23 protein-coding genes and 2 tRNA genes are annotated in these 24,196 nt (G+C 65.5%); 15 read left to right on the top strand and 10 right to left on the bottom strand.

Annotated features, from left to right (window positions below):
• Positions 1–46: 46 nt before the first annotated feature.
• The 8 genes from ACX80G_RS07295 (at position 47) to ACX80G_RS07260 (ending at position 7,366) form a co-directional block, all read left to right on the top strand.
• On the top strand, positions 47–820 hold the full coding sequence (locus ACX80G_RS07295; RefSeq protein WP_459306835.1) for a fumarylacetoacetate hydrolase family protein: 774 nt from the start codon (positions 47–49) through the stop codon (positions 818–820).
• A 26-nt stretch (positions 821–846) separates the two neighbouring features.
• Complete coding sequence (locus ACX80G_RS07290) at positions 847–1,146, top strand: hypothetical protein (RefSeq protein ID WP_459306834.1); 300 nt, start codon at positions 847–849, stop codon at positions 1,144–1,146.
• Positions 1,147–1,273: 127 nt separating this feature from the next.
• Positions 1,274–2,782, top strand: a complete 1,509-nt coding sequence (gene gltX, locus ACX80G_RS07285; RefSeq protein WP_459306833.1) for a glutamate--tRNA ligase — start codon at positions 1,274–1,276, stop codon at positions 2,780–2,782.
• A gap of 29 nt (positions 2,783–2,811) precedes the next feature.
• On the top strand, positions 2,812–3,504 hold the full coding sequence (locus tag ACX80G_RS07280) for an HAD family hydrolase (protein WP_459306831.1): 693 nt from the start codon (positions 2,812–2,814) through the stop codon (positions 3,502–3,504).
• A 71-nt stretch (positions 3,505–3,575) separates the two neighbouring features.
• Positions 3,576–3,647: transfer RNA gene (locus tag ACX80G_RS07275), tRNA-Gln, on the top strand.
• A gap of 87 nt (positions 3,648–3,734) precedes the next feature.
• Positions 3,735–3,810 (top strand) — tRNA-Glu (locus ACX80G_RS07270).
• Positions 3,811–3,890: 80 nt separating this feature from the next.
• Positions 3,891–5,726 carry a dynamin family protein gene (locus ACX80G_RS07265; protein ID WP_459306830.1) on the top strand — a complete coding sequence of 612 codons (1,836 nt, stop codon included), beginning with the start codon at positions 3,891–3,893 and terminating at the stop codon, positions 5,724–5,726.
• Positions 5,723–7,366: a GTPase gene (locus ACX80G_RS07260; RefSeq protein WP_459306828.1), complete on the top strand. Its 1,644-nt coding sequence runs from the start codon at positions 5,723–5,725 to the stop codon at positions 7,364–7,366. Before ACX80G_RS07265 ends, ACX80G_RS07260 begins: the two co-directional genes overlap by 4 nt.
• 159 nt (positions 7,367–7,525) lie before the next feature.
• On the opposite strand, the gene ACX80G_RS07255 is transcribed toward ACX80G_RS07260, so the two are convergent.
• Entirely contained in the window at positions 7,526–8,056 is a 531-nt protein-coding gene (locus ACX80G_RS07255; RefSeq protein WP_459306827.1) for a DUF1697 domain-containing protein, read from the bottom strand.
• Between the two features lie 65 nt (positions 8,057–8,121).
• Positions 8,122–8,841: an IclR family transcriptional regulator gene (locus tag ACX80G_RS07250; protein ID WP_459306825.1), complete on the bottom strand. Its 720-nt coding sequence runs from the start codon at positions 8,839–8,841 to the stop codon at positions 8,122–8,124.
• Positions 8,842–8,925: 84 nt separating this feature from the next.
• Here ACX80G_RS07250 and leuC point away from each other — a divergent pair, with 84 nt between their 5' ends.
• The 6 genes from leuC to ACX80G_RS07220 all read left to right on the top strand — a co-directional run bounded on the left by leuC (position 8,926) and on the right by ACX80G_RS07220 (position 16,265).
• Positions 8,926–10,422 carry a 3-isopropylmalate dehydratase large subunit gene (gene leuC, locus ACX80G_RS07245; protein WP_459306823.1) on the top strand — a complete coding sequence of 499 codons (1,497 nt, stop codon included), beginning with the start codon at positions 8,926–8,928 and terminating at the stop codon, positions 10,420–10,422.
• Between the two features lie 9 nt (positions 10,423–10,431).
• Positions 10,432–11,031: a 3-isopropylmalate dehydratase small subunit gene (leuD, locus tag ACX80G_RS07240; RefSeq protein WP_459306821.1), complete on the top strand. Its 600-nt coding sequence runs from the start codon at positions 10,432–10,434 to the stop codon at positions 11,029–11,031.
• Positions 11,032–11,902: 871 nt separating this feature from the next.
• On the top strand, positions 11,903–13,255 hold the full coding sequence (murA, locus tag ACX80G_RS07235) for a UDP-N-acetylglucosamine 1-carboxyvinyltransferase (RefSeq protein WP_459306819.1): 1,353 nt from the start codon (positions 11,903–11,905) through the stop codon (positions 13,253–13,255).
• 18 nt (positions 13,256–13,273) lie between these two features.
• On the top strand, positions 13,274–14,032 hold the full coding sequence (locus ACX80G_RS07230; protein WP_459306817.1) for a lysophospholipid acyltransferase family protein: 759 nt from the start codon (positions 13,274–13,276) through the stop codon (positions 14,030–14,032).
• On the top strand, positions 14,029–15,054 hold the full coding sequence (locus ACX80G_RS07225) for an NAD(P)H-dependent glycerol-3-phosphate dehydrogenase (protein ID WP_459306815.1): 1,026 nt from the start codon (positions 14,029–14,031) through the stop codon (positions 15,052–15,054). The genes ACX80G_RS07230 and ACX80G_RS07225 overlap by 4 nt, the downstream gene beginning before the upstream one ends.
• A gap of 101 nt (positions 15,055–15,155) precedes the next feature.
• Positions 15,156–16,265, top strand: coding sequence for a D-alanine--D-alanine ligase family protein (locus ACX80G_RS07220; protein ID WP_459307025.1), 1,110 nt, complete (start codon positions 15,156–15,158; stop codon positions 16,263–16,265).
• A gap of 5 nt (positions 16,266–16,270) precedes the next feature.
• Here ACX80G_RS07220 and ACX80G_RS07215 read toward each other — a convergent pair whose 3' ends face one another.
• The 6 genes from ACX80G_RS07215 to ACX80G_RS07190 all read right to left on the bottom strand — a co-directional run bounded on the left by ACX80G_RS07215 (position 16,271) and on the right by ACX80G_RS07190 (position 21,059).
• The gene (locus ACX80G_RS07215; protein WP_459306813.1) at positions 16,271–16,462 is read right to left on the bottom strand and encodes a hypothetical protein; all 192 of its coding nucleotides are present in this window, start codon (positions 16,460–16,462) and stop codon (positions 16,271–16,273) included.
• An 88-nt stretch (positions 16,463–16,550) separates the two neighbouring features.
• Entirely contained in the window at positions 16,551–17,558 is a 1,008-nt protein-coding gene (locus tag ACX80G_RS07210; protein ID WP_459306811.1) for a YeiH family protein, read from the bottom strand.
• Between the two features lie 90 nt (positions 17,559–17,648).
• Positions 17,649–18,584, bottom strand: a complete 936-nt coding sequence (locus ACX80G_RS07205; RefSeq protein ID WP_459306809.1) for an ABC transporter substrate-binding protein — start codon at positions 18,582–18,584, stop codon at positions 17,649–17,651.
• 41 nt (positions 18,585–18,625) lie between these two features.
• A complete protein-coding gene (locus tag ACX80G_RS07200) occupies positions 18,626–19,381 on the bottom strand; it encodes an ABC transporter permease (RefSeq protein WP_459306808.1) in 756 nt (251 codons plus the stop codon).
• Complete coding sequence (locus tag ACX80G_RS07195) at positions 19,354–20,001, bottom strand: ABC transporter permease (RefSeq protein WP_459306806.1); 648 nt, start codon at positions 19,999–20,001, stop codon at positions 19,354–19,356. The genes ACX80G_RS07200 and ACX80G_RS07195 overlap by 28 nt, the downstream gene beginning before the upstream one ends.
• The gene (locus tag ACX80G_RS07190) at positions 19,998–21,059 is read right to left on the bottom strand and encodes an ABC transporter ATP-binding protein (RefSeq protein WP_459306804.1); all 1,062 of its coding nucleotides are present in this window, start codon (positions 21,057–21,059) and stop codon (positions 19,998–20,000) included. The genes ACX80G_RS07195 and ACX80G_RS07190 overlap by 4 nt, the downstream gene beginning before the upstream one ends.
• A 141-nt stretch (positions 21,060–21,200) precedes the next feature.
• Here ACX80G_RS07190 and ACX80G_RS07185 point away from each other — a divergent pair, with 141 nt between their 5' ends.
• A complete protein-coding gene (locus ACX80G_RS07185; protein ID WP_459306803.1) occupies positions 21,201–22,667 on the top strand; it encodes an aromatic amino acid lyase in 1,467 nt (488 codons plus the stop codon).
• 43 nt (positions 22,668–22,710) lie between these two features.
• Here ACX80G_RS07185 and ACX80G_RS07180 read toward each other — a convergent pair whose 3' ends face one another.
• Together ACX80G_RS07180 and ACX80G_RS07175 are read right to left on the bottom strand one after the other, a co-directional pair.
• On the bottom strand, positions 22,711–23,298 hold the full coding sequence (locus ACX80G_RS07180) for a cysteine dioxygenase (RefSeq protein ID WP_459306801.1): 588 nt from the start codon (positions 23,296–23,298) through the stop codon (positions 22,711–22,713).
• Positions 23,295–24,188 carry an amidohydrolase family protein gene (locus tag ACX80G_RS07175; protein ID WP_459306800.1) on the bottom strand — a complete coding sequence of 298 codons (894 nt, stop codon included), beginning with the start codon at positions 24,186–24,188 and terminating at the stop codon, positions 23,295–23,297. Before ACX80G_RS07175 ends, ACX80G_RS07180 begins: the two co-directional genes overlap by 4 nt.
• Positions 24,189–24,196 lie beyond the last annotated feature (8 nt).

Genomic DNA, 24,196 nt, shown 5'->3' with positions numbered 1-24,196 from the left:
CGCCCCGATTCCCAGGCAGGACCCGGGCCGCGGTAACGTGTGATCCATGCGTATAGCCCGATTTGTCGTTGACAGTGACCCAGCATTCGGAGTGGTTGAGGGGGAGGATGGGCAGGAGGAGATTGCGGTCATGGCCGGCGATCCCTTCTACTCAGGCGTACAGCTCACCGGAGTTCGCCACCAACTGGCCGACGTCCGACTCCTGGCTCCGGTCATCCCGCGCAGCAAGATTGTCGGCATCGGCCGCAATTACGCCGATCACGCCAGGGAACTGGGCAACGAGGTGCCACCAGCACCCCTCATGTTCTTCAAACCCAACACGTCGGTCATCGGCCCCGGCGACCCCATAGTGCTTCCAGCATTCTCGGATGAGATCTCCTTTGAGTCCGAACTCGCCGTCGTCATCGGTCGGATCTGCAAGGACGTTCCCCTCGATCGCGTGGACGAAGTGGTTTTCGGTTACACCTGCGCCAACGACCTCACTGCCCGCGACGCCCAGAAAACCGATAACCAGTGGGCGCGCGCCAAAGGCTTCGATACCTCCTGCCCGGTGGGCCCATGGATCGAGACGGACCTCGATACCGAAAACCTGCGTGTCCTGGGAAGGCTCGACGGCGAGCTGAAGCAGGACGGGTCGACCAGCCAGATGATCTGGGGTGTCAGAGAGCTGGTGTCCTACGTATCCCAGGCCTTCACGCTGCTCCCAGGAGACCTCATCCTGACCGGTACGCCGGCCGGAGTAGGCCTGATCAGCGAAGGCGAAAGCTACGAAGTAGAGATCGAAGGCATCGGACGCCTGTCGAACCCGGCGCGTCGCTAATCATGCGGCGGGTACCACGGGGGCCCGTGCGGAAAGGTAGTCCGAGCGCTGAACGCCGTCGGCTTGGCCGATACATTGCGGTCGCAGCCTGCGGCATCCCGTTGGTTTCGGCGCGGGCTGCCTCCCTGAGCGGTGCGCCCCAGATATGGGTGGCGGCACTCGCAGCCCTGGGATTTGGCGCGGCCGCTGTTCTGCCGCTGCGGTATTTCCGTCCGAAAACCCGGGTCCGTACCCAGGGACTGGTTGGGCTGGCCGTCGCAGCGCTCATCTTCGCCGCCTGGTGGTACTTTGCCGCTCCGCTCGGGGTTGGGGCCCTCGCCCCGTAGCGTCTCCGGGGCTCCCAACTCCTCGCTCCGCTCGGGGTTGGGGCCCTCGCCCCGTAGCGTCTCCGGGGCTCCCAACTCCTCGCTCCGCTCGGGGTCGGGGCCCTCGCCCCGTAGACTTAGGACCATCATGACTAATGCTGCTGAGATCCCCCTCGTCACCGATCAGACCCCCGTTCGTGTGCGGTTTTGCCCCTCGCCGACCGGTACCCCGCACGTCGGCCTGATCCGCACCGCGTTGTTCAACTGGGCCTACGCCCGGCACACGGGCGGCACCATGGTGTTCAGGATTGAAGACACTGACGCGGCACGCGACAGCGAGGAGAGCTACACCCAGCTCCTTGATGCGTTGAAGTGGCTTGGCATTGACTGGGACGAAGGCGTGGAAGTGGGCGGACCCCACGCTCCCTACCGCCAGTCCCAGCGCGGCGAGCTGTATCAGGACGTGATCGCTAAATTGCGGACCGCCGGCCACCTTTACGAGTCCTTCTCCACCCCCGAGGAGGTAGAGGAACGCCACCACGCCGCGGACCGGGATGTGAAGCTCGGCTACGACAACTACGACCGCACCCTCACGCAGGACCAGCAGGAGGCCTTCCGCAGCGAAGGCCGCGCCGCCGTGCTGCGGCTGCGGATGCCCGACGACGACATCACCTTCACCGACCTGGTGCGGGGAGAGATCACCTTCCGCGCCGGCAGCATCCCCGACTTCGCGGTGGTCCGTGCCAACGGCGCCCCCCTCTACACGCTGGTCAACCCGGTGGACGACGCCCTGATGGGAATCACCCACGTGCTGAGGGGCGAAGACCTCCTCTCCTCCACACCCCGCCAGATTGCGCTGTACCGCGCACTGATCGACATTGGCGTGGCCAGCTACATGCCACTGTTTGGTCATCTGCCATATGTCATGGGCCAGGGCAACAAGAAACTTTCCAAACGGGATCCCGAATCCAACCTCTTCCTTCACCGGGAGCGAGGCTTCATTCCCGAAGGCCTGCTGAACTATTTGTCGCTGCTGGGCTGGAGCCTGTCCGCCGATGAGGACATCTTCACTGTCGACACCCTGGTCGAGAAGTTCGATGTCCACGATGTGCTGGGCAACCCTGCCCGGTTCGACTTGAAGAAAGCCGAAGCGATCAACGGAACCCACGTCCGTCTGCTGGAGCCCGAAGACTTCCGCCAGCGGATCATTCCGTATCTGCAGGGGGCTGGACTGGTTGGCGAGACCTTGACCGAGCGGGACCACCGGATCCTCGCCGAGGCCGCCCCGCTGATTCAGGAACGGATCACCCTCCTCGGCGAAGCGCCGGACATGCTGGGCTTTCTCTTCACTGACGACGCCGGTATCGAGATTGCCGACGACGCCCGCAAGGGCCTCCCAGCCAACGTGGGTGAAGTGCTCGACGCTGCCCACGCAGCACTGCAGCCGCTCGAAGAGTGGACCACCGAGAATATCCAGAACGCCCTCCGACAGGCACTGGTCGAAGAACTGGGCATGAAGCCGCGGCTTGCCTTCGGCCCGGTTCGGACCGCCGTCTCCGGCAAGCGGATTTCGCCGCCACTTTTCGAATCGATGGTCATCCTGGGTAAGGACTCGTCGCTGGCCCGGATCAGCGCGTTCCGCAGCACGGCCGCCTGAGCGTGGACAACCTCCCGGAGATCGCAGGGGTGTTATTCGATATAGACGACACGCTGGTGGATCTGGAAACCGCGATGGGCAGGACCCTGCACCACCTTGGCTCCGATACCTTGACGCACCTCAGCAACGCGGACTGGACCGAGTACAAGCGGCTCTATATCCACGACCCGTTGGGCTCGTATGACCGGTTCCTCGCCGGTGAGCTCACCTTCACCGAGCAACGGCTGCGTCGGGCGAAGCACGCTCAGGCGGCCTTCGTCGAGGAACCGCTGGAAGGCGAAGCGGCCCGGCGCTGGAACACTGCCTATGAGGCGACGCTACCGTTGCACTTCGAGCCGTATGACGACGTCGTTCCGCTCCTCGACGCGCTGGACGCGGCAGGCGTGCCCTATGGGGCGGTCAGCAATAACGTTTACGATTATCAACGCGTCAAACTCGACCGCTCAGGACTGTCCCGGTTCGACGTCCTCGTCGGGATCGACACGGTTGGCGCAGCGAAGCCTGCTCCGGCGATCTATTGGGAGGGCGCCCGGCAACTCGGCACCCCGCCGGAGCGCACCCTGTATGTAGGGGACAACAGGGTTGTCGACGCCGAGGGTGCCGACGCCGCAGGGCTAATCGGGGTCTGGCTGGATCGGCGTGCTGCCGGACCGGCCGACTTTACCGGTCGCCGGGTCACGTCGTTAGCAGGCGTTTTGCAGTTCCTGCCGGATGTCCGGTAAAGTGATCTCTCGGCGCAGAGCGGTTTGAAGCGGCCTGGATGCTCCGTCTGGAGCAGTCCGGGATGTGCCATTGGGGTATGGTGTAATTGGCAACACACTGGTTTCTGGTACCAACATTCTAGGTTCGAGTCCTGGTACCCCAGCGTTGGATGTGGGCAATTTGGCCGCATTTAGCAGATGTGAAATAATCATCTAGCTCGTTTGGCGCAAGCCGGACAGCACACAGTACTGGCCCCATCGTATAGCGGCCTAGTACGCTGCCCTCTCACGGCGGTAACGCGGGTTCGAATCCCGCTGGGGTCACCATTACCCCCGGAGCCTCATAGGTTCCGGGGGTTTTTCTTTGCCTACCGCAGACTCAGCAGGGCGTACGGCAGAATGGAGTGGTGACCGACACCCTTCCCGCCGCCCAGCCGCTTCTGGCAACGCTGCGCCAGACCGGGGAGGCCCTGCGGGGGCTGTCCTTCCCCCTTGCCGTCCACGGGTCCGACGACGCACAGCTCACCGCGGCGGCCGTGGCAGCCCAGCTGGAGGACTACGTCGTTCCCCGGCTCCTCAGCCTCGATGCACCGCTGCTCGCCGTCGTCGGCGGATCCACCGGTGCCGGAAAGTCGACCCTGGTCAATGCCGTGGTGGGGCACCCTGTCACCCGTTCGGGCGCCATCCGCCCCACCACACGGCAACCGGTGCTGTTACACCACCCGGCCGATGGCCACTGGTTTGCCGACCAACGCATCCTCCCCACCCTGAGCCGGGTTCATGCTGTCGACGCCGGCAGCACTGAACAAGTCGCGGGGCAGCCTGCCGGCGCCGGTACTCCCGGCGCCGCAGCTCCGGGCGCGGGCACCCTCCTGCTGCGACCCGACGCCATGATCCCGCGGGGTCTGGCACTGCTGGACGCCCCTGACCTCGACTCCATTGCCGACGAGAACCGGCGGCTCTCCGGGCAGCTCCTCGCCGCCGCCGACCTCTGGGTCTTCGTCACCACCGCCAACCGCTACGCCGACGCAGTGCCGTGGACGTTGCTGGCCGACGCCGCAGCGCGGGACATCCTGCTCGCAGTGGTCCTGGATCGGGTTCCCGCAGGGGTCGAGGAGGAGGTGCGCAGTGACCTGCACACACTGCTCGCCGCCGCCGACCTGGGCCATGCACCGATCTTCATCGTTCCGGAGCTCCCCCTGGATTCCCAGGGCATGCTCCCGGCCGATGCGGCAGACCCGATCCGCCGGTGGCTGCAGGCTCTGGCCGTCGACGCGTCGGGACGCCAGGAAATTGCCCGCCGGACCCTCTACGGCGCTGTCAGAGCGGTCGCGGGCCGGGTTCACGCCGCAGCCGACGCCCAGGACAACCAGCACGCCGAGTACCTGCGCCTGCAGGTCGCGGCGACCCGCGCCTACGACGACGCCCTGAAGGGAATCCACGAATCCACCCAGGACGGAACGCTACTCCGCGGGGAGGTGCTGGCCCGGTGGCAGGACTTTGTCGGCACCGGCGAGTTTATGAGGGGACTCGAATCGAGGGTCGGCAGGGCGAGGGATGCAATTGGCTCGTTCTTCACCGGCCGGCCGACGCGGGCCATCACCGTTGAAACCGCCATCGAAACCGGGCTCCACGCGGTCATCGTTGAACAGGCGGCGCAGGCGGCAGAGAAAACCGAGCATGCCTGGCGGGACGGTGACGCCGGCCGGGACCTGCTCGCCGGACTACCCCCACGGGGTGACTTCTCGGCGGAGGCTGCACGGGAAATCCGGGCCTGGCAGAAAGACCTGCTGGACCTGGTCAGCGCCGAGGGCGCCAACAAACGGTTCACCGCGAGGATGCTCTCCTTCGGTGTGAACGGCGTCGCGGTGGCCCTCATGGTCGTGGTGTTCGCCTCCACCGCCGGGCTGACCGGACTGGAGATCGGCGTCGCCGGAGGATCGGCTGTCGTCGGGCAGAAGCTGCTCGAAGCGGTGTTCGGCGACGATGCGGTACGCCGCCTCGCCAAGACGGCGCGGGAGAATTTGCGGCACCGGTGCGAGTCGTTGCTCAGCGCGGAACAGCAGCGTTACCAGGCGCTCCTGGAGCCGGCAGCCCGGCAGCTCCCGGCCGAGACGCTTCGCTCCTACGCCCGGAAGCTCCAGACACACGGATCAGCCGACCCCGTAGAGCGCGTCGTGAACGACGACGTGCATGACGACGAGAACGACGACGAGAACGACGACGACGGGCATGACCAATGAGCCGGCATAAGGGTAGGCAGGCCGAATCGGCGGTGCAGACCCAGCTCGAAGCCCTGGACACGGCCCGCGAGCTGGCCACCGGGCGCCTGCCCGAGGGAGACCTGCAAGCTGCCTACGACGTACTCGATCGGGCCAGTACGCGCCGGTCGCTGTCAGACGCCCATACGGTTGTCGGGATCTTCGGTCCCACTGGCAGCGGCAAGTCCTCGCTGCTCAACGCGCTGACCGGGACCGACGTTGCGCGGGTTGCCGCACGCCGCCCCACTACCTCCGAACCGCTCGCCGTCCTCTGGCAGAGCGACGGCAGCGGACCGCTGCTCGACTGGCTGCAGGTGGCCCAGCGCCACGAGCTCCCCGATGACTCCCGGCTGGCGTTCGGCGGACGGTCATCGGCCGACGACGGCGGCGGGCTGATCCTGCTGGATCTCCCTGACTTTGACTCCACCGCTACCAGCCACCGCGAGGTCGTGGAGCGCCTGGCCGGGCAGGTCGATGTCCTGCTCTGGGTAGTCGATCCGCAGAAGTACGCTGATGCAGCACTCCACCACGGGTTCCTCCGGGGGATGTCCGCCCACGGGGCGGTCACAGTGGTGGCGCTCAACCAGACCGACCGCCTGGTCGGGGACGAAGTGGACCAGGTGACGGCCTCACTGCGGGGCATCCTCGCCGCCGAGGGACTCGGTTCCGTGGGGGTCCACCCGGTCTCCGCGGTGACCGGCGCCGGGCTGGACAAGCTGGTGAGGGAAATCGGGCTGACAGTGAAACGCCGGCAAGCCGCGACCGCGCGCCTTACCGCTGATGTCACGGCAACTGCCACCCGGCTGGCCGGTCAGGCAGGACCCACCGACGCCACGCTGCCGTCCAAGGCCGCACGGTCGCGGCTGGTGGATCGGCTGGCTGGGGCGGTCGGCACCGAAACGGTGGTCGATGCGGTAGTCGGGTCCTATCGCCGGGATGCCCACGCCGTCACGGGCTGGCCCGTGACCCGCTGGCTCGGAAAGCTCCGCCCGGATCCGCTGCGCCGCCTGAACCTGCGCCGCTCCGAGGTGGACGCTGCAGTCAGCCGAACCTCGCTTCCGACGCCGGGCCCCGCCCAGCGTGCCGCAATGGATGGTGCGTTGCGCGACTACGCCGACACTGCTACCGAGACGGTGGCCGGACCCTGGTGGGAGCAGATCCGTGCCGCCGCCCAGGGGGCAGCCGAATCGCTGGCCGACGGGCTGGATCAGGCCATCGCGCAGACAGACCTGCGCTGGGGGAGGCGCTCATGGTGGTGGCCCGTAATTGGAGTGCTGCAATGGGCGCTCTTCGCCGCTGCAGTCGCCGGGCTGGCCTGGCTCGGTGTGTTGGCAGCGCTGGGTTTCCTCCAGCTCCCAGCGCCGGAGACCCCGCTGGTCGAAGGTTTCCCCCTGCCCACGTTGCTGGCTATTGGGGGAGCGGTACTCGGTGTCGCACTGGCGGTGCTGTCGTCGGTCGCCGCGCGATTCTCGGCAGCGTCGCGTGGGCGCCGGGCACGACGCCGGCTTCACACCGCGGTGACTGAAGTTGCCGTGCGGGACGTGGTCACCCCGGTGGCGGCCGAGATCACCAGGTACAACGGATTCCGGAAGGCTGTGGCGGCGGCACGCGGCAGCGGCTAGCGGATAGGGGAGGAAGACGGGCATCGGTGGGCAACCTTTCCCTCGCGGATGTCTGGGTTGACCCGGCCTGTTGGAGTTGCTCACCGAAATGGCCCTCCCGACGGCGAACTAACCGGCTGCCGGCATGTCAGGGCGGCGCGTCGTGGTCCAGACCCTCGATCAGCTGCCGAGCGCCGCAAGGACCTTGTGCAAGGTGCGCAGGTTCCGGGTGGTGGTCGAGTTCTTGAACCGCGGCTTGGCCGTCAGCTTGCTCAGCGGGGACTCGAGGGTCCCGCCGCGTGGGGCCAGCCAGGCGGCTGCCTCCGGTCCGAGCACAGTCAGGCCCGGTTCCAGATCCGCCGCGGCGTGAACCAGATCGGCGAGCGCGTCCGGGGCCGAGAACAGTGTGAGGTAGCTGTGGGTGTCAGGATCGTCGGCGGGAAACGGACAGGAATCCACCAGCTCGCGGAGACGGCCTGCCTCAAGGACCACCACCCACGCGTCATAGCCAAAGGTTGACCGCAGCAGTGCCTCAACCGAACTCTTGAGCTCCGGCGCCGACAGATCGGTGGAGCAGGTGAGGTTGCCGGATGCCAGCAGGGTCTTCACATTGCCGACCTCGAGCGTCTGAACAGCTGCACGCAGCTCAGCCATCTTGAGGTTGATCCCGCCAACGTTGACCCCGCGCAGGAAGACAACAAAGTTGGTCATGGCGCACCGGGATTCATAGCCACACCCTACTCGTGCGCCGCCAGGAAGGAGCCAGGTGCCGGCGGTCAGTCGGCGGATTTCCCCACCGCGTGGGTCAGTTGCACGGCGGCGTTGAGCACCACCTCGGCGTGTATGCGTCCCGGCTGCCGGGTGAGCCGCTCCATCGGTCCGGAGATTGACACGGCGGCGATCACCCGCCCCGATGGGCCCCTCACCGGAGCGGACACCGAGGCGACCCCTGCCTCCCGTTCGCCGAGGCTCTGAGCCCAGCCCCGTCGTCGCACCCCGGCCAGTACGGTTGGAGTGAACCGGGCGTCCTGCAGCCCTTTGAGGAGGCGGTCGTGGTCCTCCCAGGCGAGCAGGCACTGGGCAGCGGAGCCAGCCTTCATGGACAGCTGGGTGCCCACCGGAATGGTGTCGCGCAGACCGATCGGGCGCTCGGCCGAGGCCACACAAACCCGCCACTCGCCTTGCCTGCGGAAGAGCTGGGCACTTTCACCCGTCGCGTCGCGCAGGTGCAGCAGCACCGGCGACGCCGAGGCGATCAACCGGTCCTCGCCGGCGGCTGCCGCCAGCTCAACGAGCCGGCTGCCCAGCACGAAACGCCCCTGGATGTCGCGGCTGACCAGTCGGTGGTGCACCAGGGCCTGGGCCAGCCGGTGCACGGTGGGCCGCGCCAGTCCGGTGGCCGCAACCAGCTGCGCCAGTGTGGTGGGACCGGCCTCCAGCGCGTCGAGCACGGTCGCCGCTTTGTCGATCACACCTACACCGCTAGAATTGTCCATAGGATGATATTGCCGTCTCAGCATTTGAGATGCAACTGTTTGGGATATACGACGTCAGTGGAACAGCACCGAAGGGAACCGGTCATGGGCAACACGCTCGCAGAAAAGGTCTGGGACGCGCACGTTGTGCGCAAAGGCGAGGTGCAGGGTGCCGAATCCCAGCCGGATCTGCTCTACATCGACCTCCACCTGGTCCATGAGGTCACCTCGCCGCAGGCCTTCGAGGGACTGCGGCTCGCCGGTCGCCCGCTGCGTCGTCCCGATCTGACAATTGCCACCGAGGATCACAACACCCCCACCTGGGACATCGACAAGCCGATCGCTGACCTCACCAGCCGCACCCAGATCGAAACCCTGCGCGCCAACTGCAAGGAATTCGGCGTCCGGCTGCACTCGTTGGGCGACGCCGAGCAGGGCATCGTTCACATCATCGGCCCGCAGCTTGGCCTCACCCAGCCCGGCCTGACGGTCGTCTGCGGCGACTCGCATACGTCAACCCATGGCGCGTTCGGCGCGCTTGCGATGGGCATCGGGACCTCCGAGGTGGAGCACGTCATGGCTACCCAGACCCTGTCGCTCAAGCCCTTCAAGACCATGGCCATCACTGTGGAGGGCACCCTGAAGCCCGGGGTGACCTCCAAGGACATTATCCTGGCCGTGATCGCCAAGATCGGCACGGGCGGTGGCCAGGGCTACGTGCTCGAATACCGCGGATCGGCCATTCGGGCACTATCGATGGAAGCCCGCATGACCATCTGCAACATGTCCATCGAGGCGGGTGCGCGTGCTGGCATGGTGGCGCCGGATGACGTCACCTTCGAGTATCTGAAGGACAAGCCCCACGCACCCCAGGGCGAGGACTGGGACGCCGCCGTAGGGAATTGGACGACGCTGCGCACCGACGACGACGCCGCGTTCGACGCCGAGGTCTTCCTTGACGCCAACGAGCTGGAGCCGTTTGTCACCTGGGGCACCAACCCCGGGCAGGGCGTCTCCCTATCCCAGGTCGTGCCGTCCCCGGACGATTTCGCCGACGAAAACGATAAGGCCGCCTGCGAGCGTGCGCTCGAGTACATGGCACTGGATGCCGGAACGCCCATGAAAGACATCCGCGTGGATACGGTCTTCCTCGGCTCGTGCACCAACAGCCGGATCGAGGATCTACGGATCGCCGCCGATATCATTCGCGGCCGGGTCAAGGATCCGGCCATCCGCATGATGGTGGTTCCCGGTTCGGCTCGCGTGCGGCTCGAGGCCGAGGCCGAAGGGTTGGACCAGGTCTTCAAGGACTTCGGCGCCGAGTGGCGCTTCGCGGGCTGTTCCATGTGCCTGGGCATGAACCCGGACCAGTTGGCGCCGGGGGAGCGCTGCGCGTCGACGTCAAACCGCAACTTTGAGGGCCGGCAGGGCAAGGGCGGGCGTACCCACCTGGTGTCCCCGGTGGTCGCCGCCGCGACCGCCGTGCGCGGGACGCTCAGTTCGCCGTCGGATCTCGATCCCCTGCCGCCCACCACAAGCCGGCACGACGATACCGGCCAGCACGACGACGTCGTCGTCCCCTCCGCTTCGAACGCCGCTTAGGAGAGTCCCATGGAGAAGATCATCACGCACACCGGTATCGGAGTGCCCCTGCGCCAAAGCAACATCGACACCGACCAGATCATCCCGGCGGTGTATCTAAAGCGCATCACCCGGACCGGGTTCGAGGATGCCCTGTTCGCCGAATGGCGGAAGGATCCGAACTTCATCCTGAACCAGTCGCCGTTCGATGGTGGCTCCGTCTTGGTGGCGGGCCCCGACTTCGGCACCGGTTCGTCACGCGAACACGCAGTCTGGGCGCTGAAGGACTACGGGTTCAAAGCCGTGTTGGCGTCCCGGTTTGCCGATATTTTCCGCGGCAACTCGGGCAAGCAGGGGCTGGTCGCGGCGCAGGTGGCACAGGACGACATCGAACTGATCTGGAAGGTCCTCGAGAATCATCCGGGCACCGAGGTGACTGTTGATTTGCAGGAGCGCACAGTGGTGTGCGGCAGCGTCACGGCACCGTTCCAGATCGACGATTACACCCGGTGGCGGTTACTGGAGGGTCTCGACGACATCGGGCTCACACTCACCCACGAGGAAGCCATCACCGAGTACGAGAGTTCCCGGCCGGACTGGAAGCCCAAGACACTCCCGGTTCGGTCCTGAGCATTGCCTTCGAACCACGGAGATGAATTCAAAGCTACCCGCTTTGCAGACCACCTCCTCGTCATCGATCAGCAGCGTCCAGTCGCAGAGTTTGATGTCGCCCGTCCGTCGTTCAAAATCCTCAAGCACTGACCTGAACCCGGGCCCAAGCCCTCCTGCCGGAACGAGCTTTTGTGAGAACGCTGTTACCAGGTGGTGGTAAAGCGACGTCTGGTTGTAGAATTTCGATCGAGTGACCAGGCCGTCATGGTACGTCCGGACGGAGATGCGGATTCTGAGGTCGCCGCGTCGTGTGTCCAGATAGGAAACCTCCGCGACGTCCGTCGGATCCTCACTCGTACCCTCCCAATTGACTCGATGCAAGATGAACCGGTCGGCCGAGGACAGGCTGAGCAACGGGCTACCGAACTGTTCGAATCTCGCCCTGTAGTCGGCCATATAGTCGTCCTCCACCATCATCAGACCCCCTTCACGCTCAGTATCCGTGCCAGGTATCTCGGATTCAACGAAGCAAACGAAGCTAGCCGAGGTGGTGACCCTACCAGTCGAGGCGTACCAGGCTCTCCGGGTGACTCGGACGTACCTGACTTCACCTGCGCCCCCCGCGGCCATCGAGTCCAGATCGTTGCAATGCAATGGCTGACCGCGCACTTATCAGGGTTGGCGAAGTGGTCAGCGGTCCAGCGAATCACGAAGTGGGGCCGAGATGGGCCGTTGGGCGGGGAATGAATACGCGCAACCGGGGGTTTTCATTCAGTACCCCCGGGGAGCCTATTTCAGTCTGGTTGGACATGCTCCTATGCTTAGCGGGAGGCAATTGCTGCTTTGGGGGCAATCTCTGTTGTGTGCAAATCGAAGGAATTAGGTGTTCATGGGAAGCGTGCTGACCATTCGTGGTGGAGTCCCTCTGACCGGTAAGGTCTCCGTTCGTGGAGCCAAAAACTTGGTGCCCAAAGCGATGGTCGCTACCCTGCTGGGCAACGCCCCCTCGGTCCTCCGGAACGTCCCCGAAATCAAGGACGTGGAGGTGGTGACCAGCCTCCTGAAGCTCCATGGCGTTGAGGTCACCAAGGATCCGGTCACTGGTGACCTGAGCATGGACCCCAAGGGCGCCAAAATGGCTCAGTCGAAGGACATCGACGCCCACGCCGGCGACTCCCGCATCCCCATCCTGTTCTGCGGCCCTCTGATGCACAGCATCGGCGAAGCCTTCATCCCGGACCTTGGCGGCTGCAAGATCGGCGATCGTCCGATCGACTATCACCTGCAGGTGCTGCGTAACTTCGGTGCGGTGGTGGACAAGCGCCCCGGTGGAATCTCGATCTCGGCGCCAAAGGGCCTGCACGGCGCGAAGCTTGAACTGCCGTACCCCAGCGTCGGCGCAACAGAGCAGGTGCTTCTCACAGCCACCCGGGCAGAGGGAATCACTGAGCTCAAGGGCGCCGCCGTCGAGCCCGAGATCATGGATCTGATTGCCGTCCTCCAGAAAATGGGTGCAATCATCACGGTGCAGACGGACCGCACCATCCGCATCGAGGGCGTTGAGGAACTGAACGGCTTCAACCACAAGGCCATCTCTGATCGCAACGAGACGGCGTCCTGGGCATCGGCGGCGCTGGTCACAAAGGGCGATATCTACGTTGAGGGCGCGCGTCAGCTGGATCTGACCGCCTTCCTGAATACCTACCGCAAAATTGGCGGCGCGTTCGACGTCGACGACGACGGCATCCGGTTCTACCACCCGGGCGGCAAGCTGTCCCCCCTGGTCCTCGAAACCGATGTGCACCCCGGCTTCATGACCGACTGGCAGCAACCTCTCGTCGTCGCTCTGACGCAGGCTGAGGGCGTCTCAATCGTTCACGAAACCGTCTACGAGAACCGCTTCGGGTTCACCGACGCGTTGATTCGGATGGGCGCCAACATCCAGGTGCACCGTGAATGCCTGGGCAGCGTCCCGTGCCGGTTCGGGCAGCGGAATTTCCTCCACTCGGCAGTCATTTCCGGCCCGGCGCAGTTGCACGGGGCGGACATTGACATCCCCGACCTGCGCGGTGGTTTCAGCCATCTCATCGCGGCCCTCGCGGCGAAGGGCACCTCACGGGTGACCGGCATTGAGCTGATCAACCGCGGTTACGAGCGGTTCCAGGACAAGCTCGAAGGCCTCGGCGCCGACTTCGATATCAGCTCCGAGCTCGCTGCGGCATCAGTGGAGGGCGGCCGCTAGGCACGGCGGCACTCTTCTATGAATGAATCCCGGAGATCCCGCGCCACGTTTGCCGTGCTGTCAGTCACCGTCCGTCCGATCATGAACGCGCTGATGGCCAAAAAGTATTCGGGAGCGGAGAAACTGCCGCGGGACACCGGTTTCATCGTGTGCCCCAACCACATCACCGAAATTGATCCGGTGGTGATCGGCCACTTTCTGTTCAACCAGAAGGTGACGCCGCACTTCCTGGCCAAAGCATCCTTGTTCACGGTGCCCGTCATGGGGTGGATCCTTCGCGCTACCGGCCAGGTGCCGGTGGATCGGACCACCGCCGGCGCCAACCGGTCACTGGAAGCGGCGCGTGAGGCGATCAATGCTGGCGGCGGCATCGTGGTGTACCCGGAGGGAACGCTCACCCGGGATCCCGATATGTGGCCCATGAAGGGGCGCACCGGCGCCGCGCGGCTGGCCCTCCAGACCGGCGCGCCGGTGGTGCCGATTGCACACTGGGGAGCCCACGAAGTCTTCCCCCGCTACGCCAAACGGTTCTACCTCTTCCCCCGAAAAACCTCGCGGGTCCTGGTCGGCGACCCGGTCGACCTATCGGACCTCGTCGGCCAGCCCATCACCAAGACCGTGCTGGACGCCGGAACAGAGAGGATTCTTGATGCGTTGACGGCCCTGGTCGCCGAGCTGCGTCAGGAGGCACCGCCCACCGAACGGTGGAACCCTGCTGATAAGGACCAGAAGAGCACCGGCAGGGATTTCGAGAGCAAGCCCGAGGAGAATCCGTGACGCGTCCGCCGCCGGCAGTGGCCGCCGTCCTCGGCTCCGGTAGCTGGGGGACGACGTTCGCGAAGATCCTGGCCGACGCCGGGGCAGCCCACGGCACGCAGGTGCGGTTGTGGGCCCGGCGTGAAGATGTGGCGGACGAGATCAATACCTCACGCCGTAACAGCAGGTACCTCGCCGACACAGTGCTGCCCGGGAACATCTTGTGCTCCACCGATATTGCCGAGGTGCTCGACGGCGCCGAGCTGGTCGCCGTCGCCGTCCCCGCACAGTCGCTGCGTCCCCAGCTTCAGGGGTGGAAGCCTCTGCTGCGCGACGACGCCGTCGTGGTTTCGCTGATGAAGGGCCTCGAAATCGGATCGGACGCCCGGATGAGCCAGGTCATTGCCGCGGAACTGGACCTGCCAGCCGGCCGGATCGCGGTCGTCTCCGGGCCCAACCTGGCCCTGGAGATCGCTCGCCAGGAACCCACCGCCTCCGTGGTGGCGTGCCCCGATGAGGAAGTCGCAGCGTGGATCGCTGCTGCCTGCACCGCGAGGTACTTCCGCCCGTACACCAACCCTGATGTGGTGGGGGTGGAGATCGGCGGGATCGTCAAGAACGTGATCGCCCTCGCCGTCGGGATCTGTGAAGGAAAGCAGATGGGCGATAACACCAAGGCATCGGTCATCACCCGCGGACTGGCCGAGACCACCCGCCTTGCCGTCGCGCTCGGCGGCGAAGCGGAAACCATGGCTGGGCTGGCGGGGATGGGCGACCTGATTGCTACCTGTTCTTCTGCCCTGTCCCGCAACCATACGGCGGGCCGGCTGCTGGGCCAAGGGCTGACCCTCGCCGAGGTCACCGGGACCATGAACCAGACCGCCGAGGGGATCAAATCGGCGCAGGCTGTCCTGGATCTTGCCGGCCAGCTGGGCGTGGATATGCCCATCACCGAGAACGTGGTGGCGGTGCTCCAGGGCACCGTCTCCGTCCATGACCTGGGGCCGCGTCTGCTGGCCCGCGATCTGAAATCCGAAGGCTGACTGTGACTGCTGTTTTTCCTCATTCCACCGGTCTCGATTCGACGCTTCCCGACTCGACCGGTCCTGATTCGACGCTTCCCGATTCGACGCGGCGGCCGCGGGTGCTGGTGCTCTTCGGCGGACGATCCAGCGAGCATGCTGTCAGTTGCATCACTGCCGCAGGGGTGCTGGAAGCGATCGATCGGGAGAAGTACGAGGTGATTCCGGTGGGGATCGCCAAGAACGGCCAGTGGGTCGAGGTCTCCGGTGACCCCTCCCAGTGGTCCCTACGGTCGGCAACCCTGCCCGAGGTCACCGCGTCTGACGAGTCGCTGGTGCTGGCCGCTGCGGCGTCCGGAGCCGATTTCGCTGCCACCGAGCTGATGGTCACCGCGGCAGCCCAGATGCCGCGCAGCCTGGGTGGGGTCGACGTCGTCGTCCCCCTCCTGCACGGCCCGTTCGGCGAGGATGGCACCCTGCAGGGCCTGCTGGAAATGGCTGACATCAGGTATGTGGGTGCCGGGGTGTTGGCCTCAGCTGTGGGGATGGACAAGCACTACATGAAGGTGGTCTTCGCCGCCGCTGGTCTCACGGTGGGGCCGTACGAGGTCATCACCGACCGGCAATGGGCCACCGACCTTGACAGGTGCCTCGAACGGGCCGCCGCCCTCGGGTTTCCGTCCTTCGTCAAGCCCGCCCGCGCCGGGTCCTCGATGGGGATCACCCGGGTCTCATCGGCGTCAGACCTTGCCGCCGCCGTCGAGACCGCGCGGGAGTTCGATCCCAAGGTGCTGGTCGAGGCTGGCATCCTTGGTCGGGAGATTGAGGTGGCGGTGCTGCAGGGTCGCGGCACCAACGAACCCCGTACCTCCCTGCCCGGCGAGATCGCTGTCCAGCCGGGGGAGCACGACTGGTACGATTTCGATGCCAAATACGTCGACGGCGCCGCTGCAGAACTGAGCTGTCCCGCTGATCTGCCCCCCGCCGCCAGCGAAAAGGTCCGTACCCTGGCCGCCGCCGCGTTCGACGCAGTGGGCGCCGAGGGCCTGTCCCGGGTCGACTTCTTCTACACTCCCGCCGGGGACCTCATCATCAACGAGATCAACACCATGCCAGGCTTCACGCCGATCAGCATGTACCCGCAGATGTGGGCCAAGTCGGGCCTCACCTACACGGAGCTGATCGATGAGCTGATCTCTCTGGCCCTGAGCCGCAAAACCGGCCTCCGCTAGCCCTCTTATGGGGTAGCCCGATCCGGTTGCGGGTGATGCAGCACGACGACGGCGCCCGCCCCGTTTGGCCGGTCAGGCGTGGACGACGACGGCGCCCGCCCCGTTTGGCCGGTCAGGCGTGGACGACGACGTCGTTCCGGTGAGCAGTCTGGACCGGCGGGGTCAACCTCGACGAGTGGGGCGGAAATGTCGGCCACCGATGTCCAGTTTGCCCACCGATCGGGGCAAAGCCGGAACCGGACCCGGAACCGGACCCGGACACGGAGCCGGACCCGGGCGATACAGCTAGGCGGTGACCAGCACAGCCCCGGCGAGCGTGATCCCGCCAAGGAAGACAGTGGAGATGCCGCCGAGGACGAGGTTTTTCCCACCGGTGCGGGCCAGATGGGGGATGTCGATCCCTGTGCCGAGGCCAAACATCGCGGCGGCGAGTAGCAGCGTCGCGGCGAGTGAGGCAAACCCGAGCACAGGTTCGGGTACGACGCCGGTAGAGCGGAGCAGGACCAGTGCCAGGAATCCCACCACGAAGAGCGGCACAATCGGGGCCGCCCGCCCGGGCACGGTCGGCCGGGTACCCTCGGCGCGGCGGATACCGATCGAGACGAACGCGGCCACCGGCGCCAACAGCACCACACGGCCGAGTTTCACCACGGTCGCCACAGCAAGCGCTACAGCCCCGGCGGTGCTGGCCGTCGCCACCACCTGGGCCACCTCGTGCACGGCGAGACCGGACCAGATGCCGAACGTTTCGGGGGAGAGCCCCAGCAGATTACCCATCAGCGGCAACCCCAGAATCACCGCCGACCCGTACAGAGTGACCATCGCGATGGCGCTGGCCACCTCGTCGTCGTCGGCGTTGACAATGCTCTGCATCCCGGCGATCGCCGATGCCCCGCAGATCGAAAACCCGGCAGCCATCAGCGTGGAGGCGGCCCGGCTGAGCCCGAGCCGTTCGCCGATGTACCGGGTGAAGAGGAAGCTAATGAAGACCGAGGCGATGATTAACGCGAGCACCGGGACGCCAAGGCCCAGAATCTCGGGAAGGGACAGTTGCAGACCCAGGACGACGACGCCGAGCCGTAGGAATCTTTTGGTCGCCCGCTGGATACCGGGCCGGATCCGGGGGTGGAACATCCCCGTGTTGCGCACCAGCAGCCCTAGGGCCAGGGCCACGACGAGAGCGCCGATGAACCCCTGCAGGCTGGCGACAAAAAGGGAAAGAGCCACAGCGGCAGCCATGACCAGCACTCCCGGGAGCAGGCTAAGAAACGCGGCCGAGCGCTGTGTAGTCACTGGGTTTCTTTCAGGGCGCTCGGGTGGGAAGTGCCAAAGAGGAGGTGCTGCCCGTCCCAACAGCGAAAAGCCGGGACGGGCAGCCACTGCCTACAGGAGGTTGTACTCTTCGAGGAAGGCTGTCGCGACAGTCGCGCTGGACTCCTTGTCCACCTGAACCCGTGCAAGGTACTCGGTGAGGTTCTCGGTGGTCAGCGCCGCGGAGACCGCGTTGAGCGACTCTGTCACCGCGTCGGTGACCTTCGCTTCGCGCACGATCGGCACAATGTTCTCCGACAGGAACAGGTTCTGGGTGTCCTCGAGGACCACCAGCGACTCGGTTTCGATCGTCGAATCGGTGCTGAAGATGTTGGCGACATCCGCTTCGCCGCTCAGCAGGGCTTCGCGGGTCAGCGGACCACCGGCGTCGAGGGGCTTGAACTCACCGAAGGTGATGCCGTACACCTCTTCAAGACCGACGAGACCCTGGAAACGCTCGGAGAATTCAGGGCCAGCGGCGAGCGTGAGATCCCCGGCGATGTCCGTCAAGTCATCCATAGTCGCCAGGCCGAATTCCTCGGCCGTTTCGGGCAGGACGGCAAGCGTGTCCTTGTCCTCAGCCTCTGACTGCTCGAGCGCGACAATTCCCTCAGGGAGGACCTCAACCATCGCGTCATACACTTCGTCGGGACCGGTGACACCCTCAGGCGCGCCACCCTCAACGAGCGAGGAATACAGCGCACCGTTGTATTCGGGCAGCAGGTCAATCGAGCCGTCTTCAAGCGCGGCCAGGTAGAGGTCGCGTGCACCGATGTTGAAGCTACGTTCAACCTCAATGCCTTCAGCTTCGAGAACCTGGGCATACATCTCGGCGAGCAGTTCGCTCTCCGGGAAGTTGGCCGAACCAATCGCAATGGTCTCGGCGTCGACTGACTCTCCGCCGGCGTCGGGCTCCAGCGGATCGCCGCCACAGCCGGAAAGGGCGAGGGCCGCCACTCCGAGGAGAGCAACACTGCTCAGCAGTTTGGGTGAGCGTTTCTTTATCATGGGTCGTGCCTTTCGGTCTGGTGTTTACAGCTTATCGGGCATTAGGACGTCGGAACATCCGCGCTGACGGGCGTGGTGCGCCGCGCGGGCTTGTTCGATGTGCGGGTCAGCGCCCTACCCGACACGCCAGGTGACACCACCAGCCGCTGAAGGGCCGCGGCGCCAAGGTCAAGAATGATCGCCAGGAGTGCGACGACGACGGCGCCCGCCACCACACGGTCATACTGGTTCAGCGCGATGCCGTCAACCAGCAGGCGGCCCAGCCCGCCCAGACCTACATAGGCGCAGACGGTTGCGGTGGAGACCACCTGGAGGGTGGCGCTGCGCAGCCCGCTCATGATGAGGGGCAGCGCCATGGGGATTTCCACTCTGAACATGATCTGCAGCGGCCTCATCCCCATGCCCTTCGCGGCATCCACTGAGGCGGGGTCGAGGGCGCGCAGGCCGGCATAGGTGGAGGTGAGGATGGGCGGGATGGCGAGGATCACCAGCGCGGTAATCACTGGCACCAGTCCGAAGCCGATGAGGGTCACCAGCAGGATGATCAGCCCGAGAGTGGGAAGCGACCGACCGGCGTTGCCGGCGTTGATGGCAACGAACGCGAATTTTCCTGTGTGGCCGATGTAGAGCCCGACGGGGATTGCAATCAGCGCACCGATGAGCAGCGTCAGGAATGTATAGAACAGGTGTTCAGTGATCAACGAGGGAATGGTGCCGCTCCGGCCCAGCTCCCAGTTCTCAGGATCAAGGAGAAACTCGAAATAGTCCATCAGGCCCTGCCCCCCACTCGTGTCCACGGAGTCAGGCGCCGCTGGATCACCACAATAATAATGTCGCAGACCGCCGCCAGTAGCACTGACAGGATGATCCCCACGTAGATGGGTGCCAGGTAGTCGAGCTGCAGACCGCGTAGGAACAGCGCACCGAGCCCGCCGACACCGATCAGCGCGCCGACGCTGACGATGCTGACGTTGGCGACCGTTGCCACCCGCAGTCCGGCAAGCATCACCGGCAGGGCAATCGGAAGTTCAACGCTCAGCAAGCGTTTGACCCGCCGGTAACCCATCGCGGTGGCTGCCTGGGTGACAGCCGGGTCCACCGAGTTCAGGCCGTCGGCGACCACGCGGACCAGGAGCGCCACCGTATAGATGGTCAGGGCGATGATGATGTTCAGCGGTGACAGGACGGGGGTTCCGAGGACTGCCGGGATGAGCAGGAACAGAGCCAGGGAGGGGATCGCGTAGAGAATTCCGCTCAGATTGACCAGCGGGTAGTAGAGCTTGTTGTAGCGGACCGCAAGATAGCCCAGTGGCAGCGAAATGATGATGCCGAGGATCACAGGGATCAGCGCCAGATACAGATGTTCCCGAAACGCGATCCAGATTAGCTCGGAGTTGCCGGTGATGTAGTCGATCATGCGGTGGTCCCCGCACGCTGTCGGCGCCGTTCGTCCAGTTGCCGCACCAGGCTTGGGTGCCTGATGACGCCGTCGGCCACGCCTGAGGTATTGACCCTGATGGCGATGCCCACTGGGGAGCTGATCGCCAGGTCGGTCACCACGCGCAGGGAGTCGGTAGCGGTGAACGTGCCAGCCACGGGAAGGGGCAAGCGTTCGTCGGCCAGGCCAGGACCGGACCAGCCAAGCGGACGCCCGGCGCCGTCGAGCACCAGCACCTCGCTTCCCGAGGTCACCGACTCCACCGGATCCAGGACCAGCATCTCGGAGGAGTCGAAGGACAGGCTGCGGAATCCACGGTCCCGGCCCACAAAGTCGGCAACGAAGTCGTTGGCGGGGTTCTCGAGCAGTTCCTGCGGGGAGGCGTACTGGGCAAGATGCCCGCCTTCCTTAAACACAGCCACCATGTCGCCGAGCTTGATGGCCTCATCAATGTCATGCGTCACGAACGCAATAGTTTTCCCCAGCTCGCCCTGGAGGCGAAGAAACTCGGTCTGCAGGCCGGCGCGGACAATGGGGTCGACGGCGCTGAATGGTTCGTCCATCAGCATCACGGGGGGATCGGCGGCGAGCGCCCGGGCCACCCCGACGCGTTGCGCCTGTCCGCCGGAGAGCTGGACCGGGTACTTGTTGGCCATGCTCTCGGTGAGCCCCACCCGGAGCAGCAACTCCATCGCCGAGTCCCGCGACTTTTTCTTGTCGCTGCCAACCAGATTGGGCACCGTCATGACGTTTTCTATCACCGTGCGGTGAGGGAACAGTCCCGCGTGCTGGATGACATATCCAATGGATCGGCGGAGCAGTGCTGCGTCCTGCGAGGTGACGTCCTGCCCATCAATGAGGATTCGGCCGCCGGTGGGCTCGATCATCCGGTTGATCATGCGGAGGGAGGTGGTCTTGCCGCAACCCGACGGACCCACGAACACGGTGATCTTTCCGGTGGGCAACTCGAGGTTCAGATTCTCGACGGCGAGGGTGCCATCCGGAAAAGTCTTGCTTACCTTGTCGAACGTAATCACGGTGGCTCTCCAGGTCCCTTGGCACCAGCCCTAAAAACAGGCAGTGAATAAGTTGATTCATAGTTCCAGCGAATGAATAGACAGTTGACCCGATATGTGAGATGACTTACCTATCGACATGTAAAGGACAACGGTTCACCCATGACTTCCGAGGACAACATCAACCGGGTGGTGCTGGATGGCGCCTCGCTGACACTTGACGATCTTATTACTATTTCAACGGGTACTTCCCGGGTGGGTGTTCCCGACGGCGTTTTCCTCGCCTTGGAGGGGGCACATACCCAACTCGTGCGGGCCCGGGAATCGGGTCGGGTGTATGGGGCCAACACCGGAGTCGGAGCCAATCGGGCCATGAATGTTGACCCGGGCGGTTCGCCGGATGAGCGGCGGGCGGCCCACGCCCGGCGCCTGTTGCTGAGCCATTGCGCGGGGGCGGGCCGGGTCGATGAGGAGACAACCGTCCGCGCCACCATGGCGGTGCGGCTCAACCAGTTCCTCGCTGGCGGTTCGGGAATCAGCGTGGGGGTGGTGGAGGGTCTGCTGGAGGCCCTCGACAACGGATCGGTAGCCACCATTCACAGCCTCGGCGGGCTGGGGACCGGCGACCTGGCAGCCATGGCCGAGCTCGCCCTGACCCTGAGTGGCGATCGCCAGTGGCTCATCGGGGGAATCGCCCCGGTACGCTTCGAGGACACCGATTCGCTGCCCTTCATGAGCTCCAGCGCCCTGACCCTGGCCACCGCCACCCAGGGAGCCGTCGCAATGGAAAACCTGATGAAGAGCGCAATGGTGGTGGCGTCCCTGACCATGCTGGCGCTGGAGGGTTCACCCGAACCGTATGCGGAGGCAGTTCATCGGGCGAGGGTTCACCCGCACCAGGCCTCCGTCGCGGCGGAGATGCGCCGGTTGACCGGACCGGACACACCGGTGGCTCCGGCCCGGTTGCAGGATCCCTTTGCGCTCAGGGCCTTGCCGCAGGTACACGCACCGGCGCTTGACGCGCTGCAGCGGCTGAGGTCCATCATCGAAACCGAGTTCAACGGGGCTGCTGAGAACCCGTTGATGACCCAGGAAGGGCTCTTCCACCACGGGCAATTCCACCTGGCCATGCTCTCCGCGGCCTTGGACGCGACGAGAAATGCCGTCTATCCGGTGATCTCGCTCTCGGCGGCGAGGCTGTCCCACCTTTTCCGCCCCGAGCTGAGCGGCCTGCCGTCCTTCCTGGCGGCCGGTCCGGCGGGAAGTTCGGGCCTGATGATTGCCGAGTATGTGGCCCAGGACGTGCTGTCGATCCTGCGCACCTACGCGGCACCCGCCAACGGGCCTGGTATCAGTGTGTCCCTCGGCCTTGAGGAACACGCCGGTTTTGCCACTCAGGGTGCCCGGCTGCTGCGGCACCTGGCAGCAGAGGCGCCAGTCGTCGTCGCACTCGAAGCAGTGGCAGCGGTGAGGGCGTTGCGGATGGCTCCCCAGCGGCTCGGGACCGCCCCGGCGAGGGCGGCGTTCGACTACCTCGCGGCGGGGCTGGACCCGGACCAGAACGACCGGCCGCTGGGCGAGGACCTGGAGCGGGCACTAGTGCTGCTCCCGGGCCTTGCGCGGTTCTGAAGAGCCGTCCTAGAGAGCAGTTCGAGGCCAGGTCCAGAAGGACTTATCGACCCAGTTCGTCGGTGACCGACTGGAGTTGCTTGTACTTCTCGATGACGCTTTCGTCGTCCATAGGCCGCAGTTCGTCGGCGTAGCTCACCGACATGCGCCGGATTACCCCGTTGCGCCCAATCGCGTACTGTCCCATCCGCCACAGCGGCGGGGAGTACGCGTGGATGGTGACCGACCCGTCGACCGAACCGCCCATCCGGTGCACGTGGTCGGGTCCGAAGGAAAACGAGCGGCCAGCCTCGACCACCCGGCGCACCGGTTCGCCGTTCATCCGCGGGTTGGCTTCGGAGACCGCGCCGTGGGTAACGACGACGGCGCCGGAGGAGATGTCGTGATCATGCCAGCCCGTGTCGTCCTCGGTATTCCAGCACAGCAGCCAGACGTCGATATTGGAGTCCCGGTACACGGAGGCGTAGTGGCGCTTGCCTCCCTCGTGGTTGATGTGGTGTTCCCACAGTTCGGGGTGCGCCGCGAGGCGGGTGACCCAGTCCTGCAGCTCTTTCTGGCTCAGGGTGCGCCCGGGCAGGGCAGGAACATCTGACTCGGTGAGGGCTGCGCCCTTGAACGGTGTGGTGGTCATCGTGGAGTTCCTTTCAGAAGATGTTGAGGGTTGGCGGAGAACAACGCATGGGTGAAAGCGTGCCCGAGGCCCGGATCGCGCGGCTCGGCATACGGCCGGTCGGAGCCGTGGATGATCGGGTCGACGCCGACCACCCGGATGGTCGCGTCAATCGCCCGGGTGTCGTAGGAGGACGTTTCGTAATAGACCAGCGGGTCGACGGCGCCGAAGGTGCCGCCGCGTGCCGCGAGCCGCTCGTGGTGCAGCGGTGCGAGTCCGGCCAGGGCCACGAACGCCACGCGCAACCGGGGGTGCTGGGCCCGGCCCACTGCGTGCCAGGCCAGCCAGGATGCGTGGAGCTGGGCCACGTAGGGCACCAGGGCGGGCCACCACGACGGCGTCCCGGCGGTCACCGGGGCGGGCCCCGGGTGGATCAGCAACGGTTTGTCGGATGCCTGCACCACGTCGAGGACCGGTTGCATCCGACGGATCGCGTCGGGGTCACCCAGTGCTGTGGCGGGCAGTTGCAGGCCGACCACCCGCTCATGGTCGAGGATGCGCGCCAGCCCGTCGAGATCGAAGCTGCTTACCGGCGTTGCCGCCCAGACCAGGAAGGGGTCGCCGAGCGCGATCGCCGAGCGGTGCCAGATCTCGATCAGTTCGCGCGCTTCCCCGGACGGCAGATGTTCGATGCCGAGGGGACTGGAGAGGGACAGCAGCACCTGGTCCTTGCCCTCGCGTGTCTCGCGGGTGCGGCGGATCTCGGGGTCGTGGGCCAGGGGGTCGACGGCGTAGGGTGCTTCGCCGTCGATCAGCAGCTCCCAGCCGTCGAGGCGGGGGTTCCGGGTGCGGGTGCGGAGGGCTTCGATCAACGCGGCTGGCCACAGGTGCTGGTGGCAATCCGTGCGCATGATGCCCT

It is taken from the genome of Arthrobacter glycogeni (genome assembly GCF_054510815.1).
This window is presented reverse-complemented; position numbering and strand designations above follow the sequence as displayed.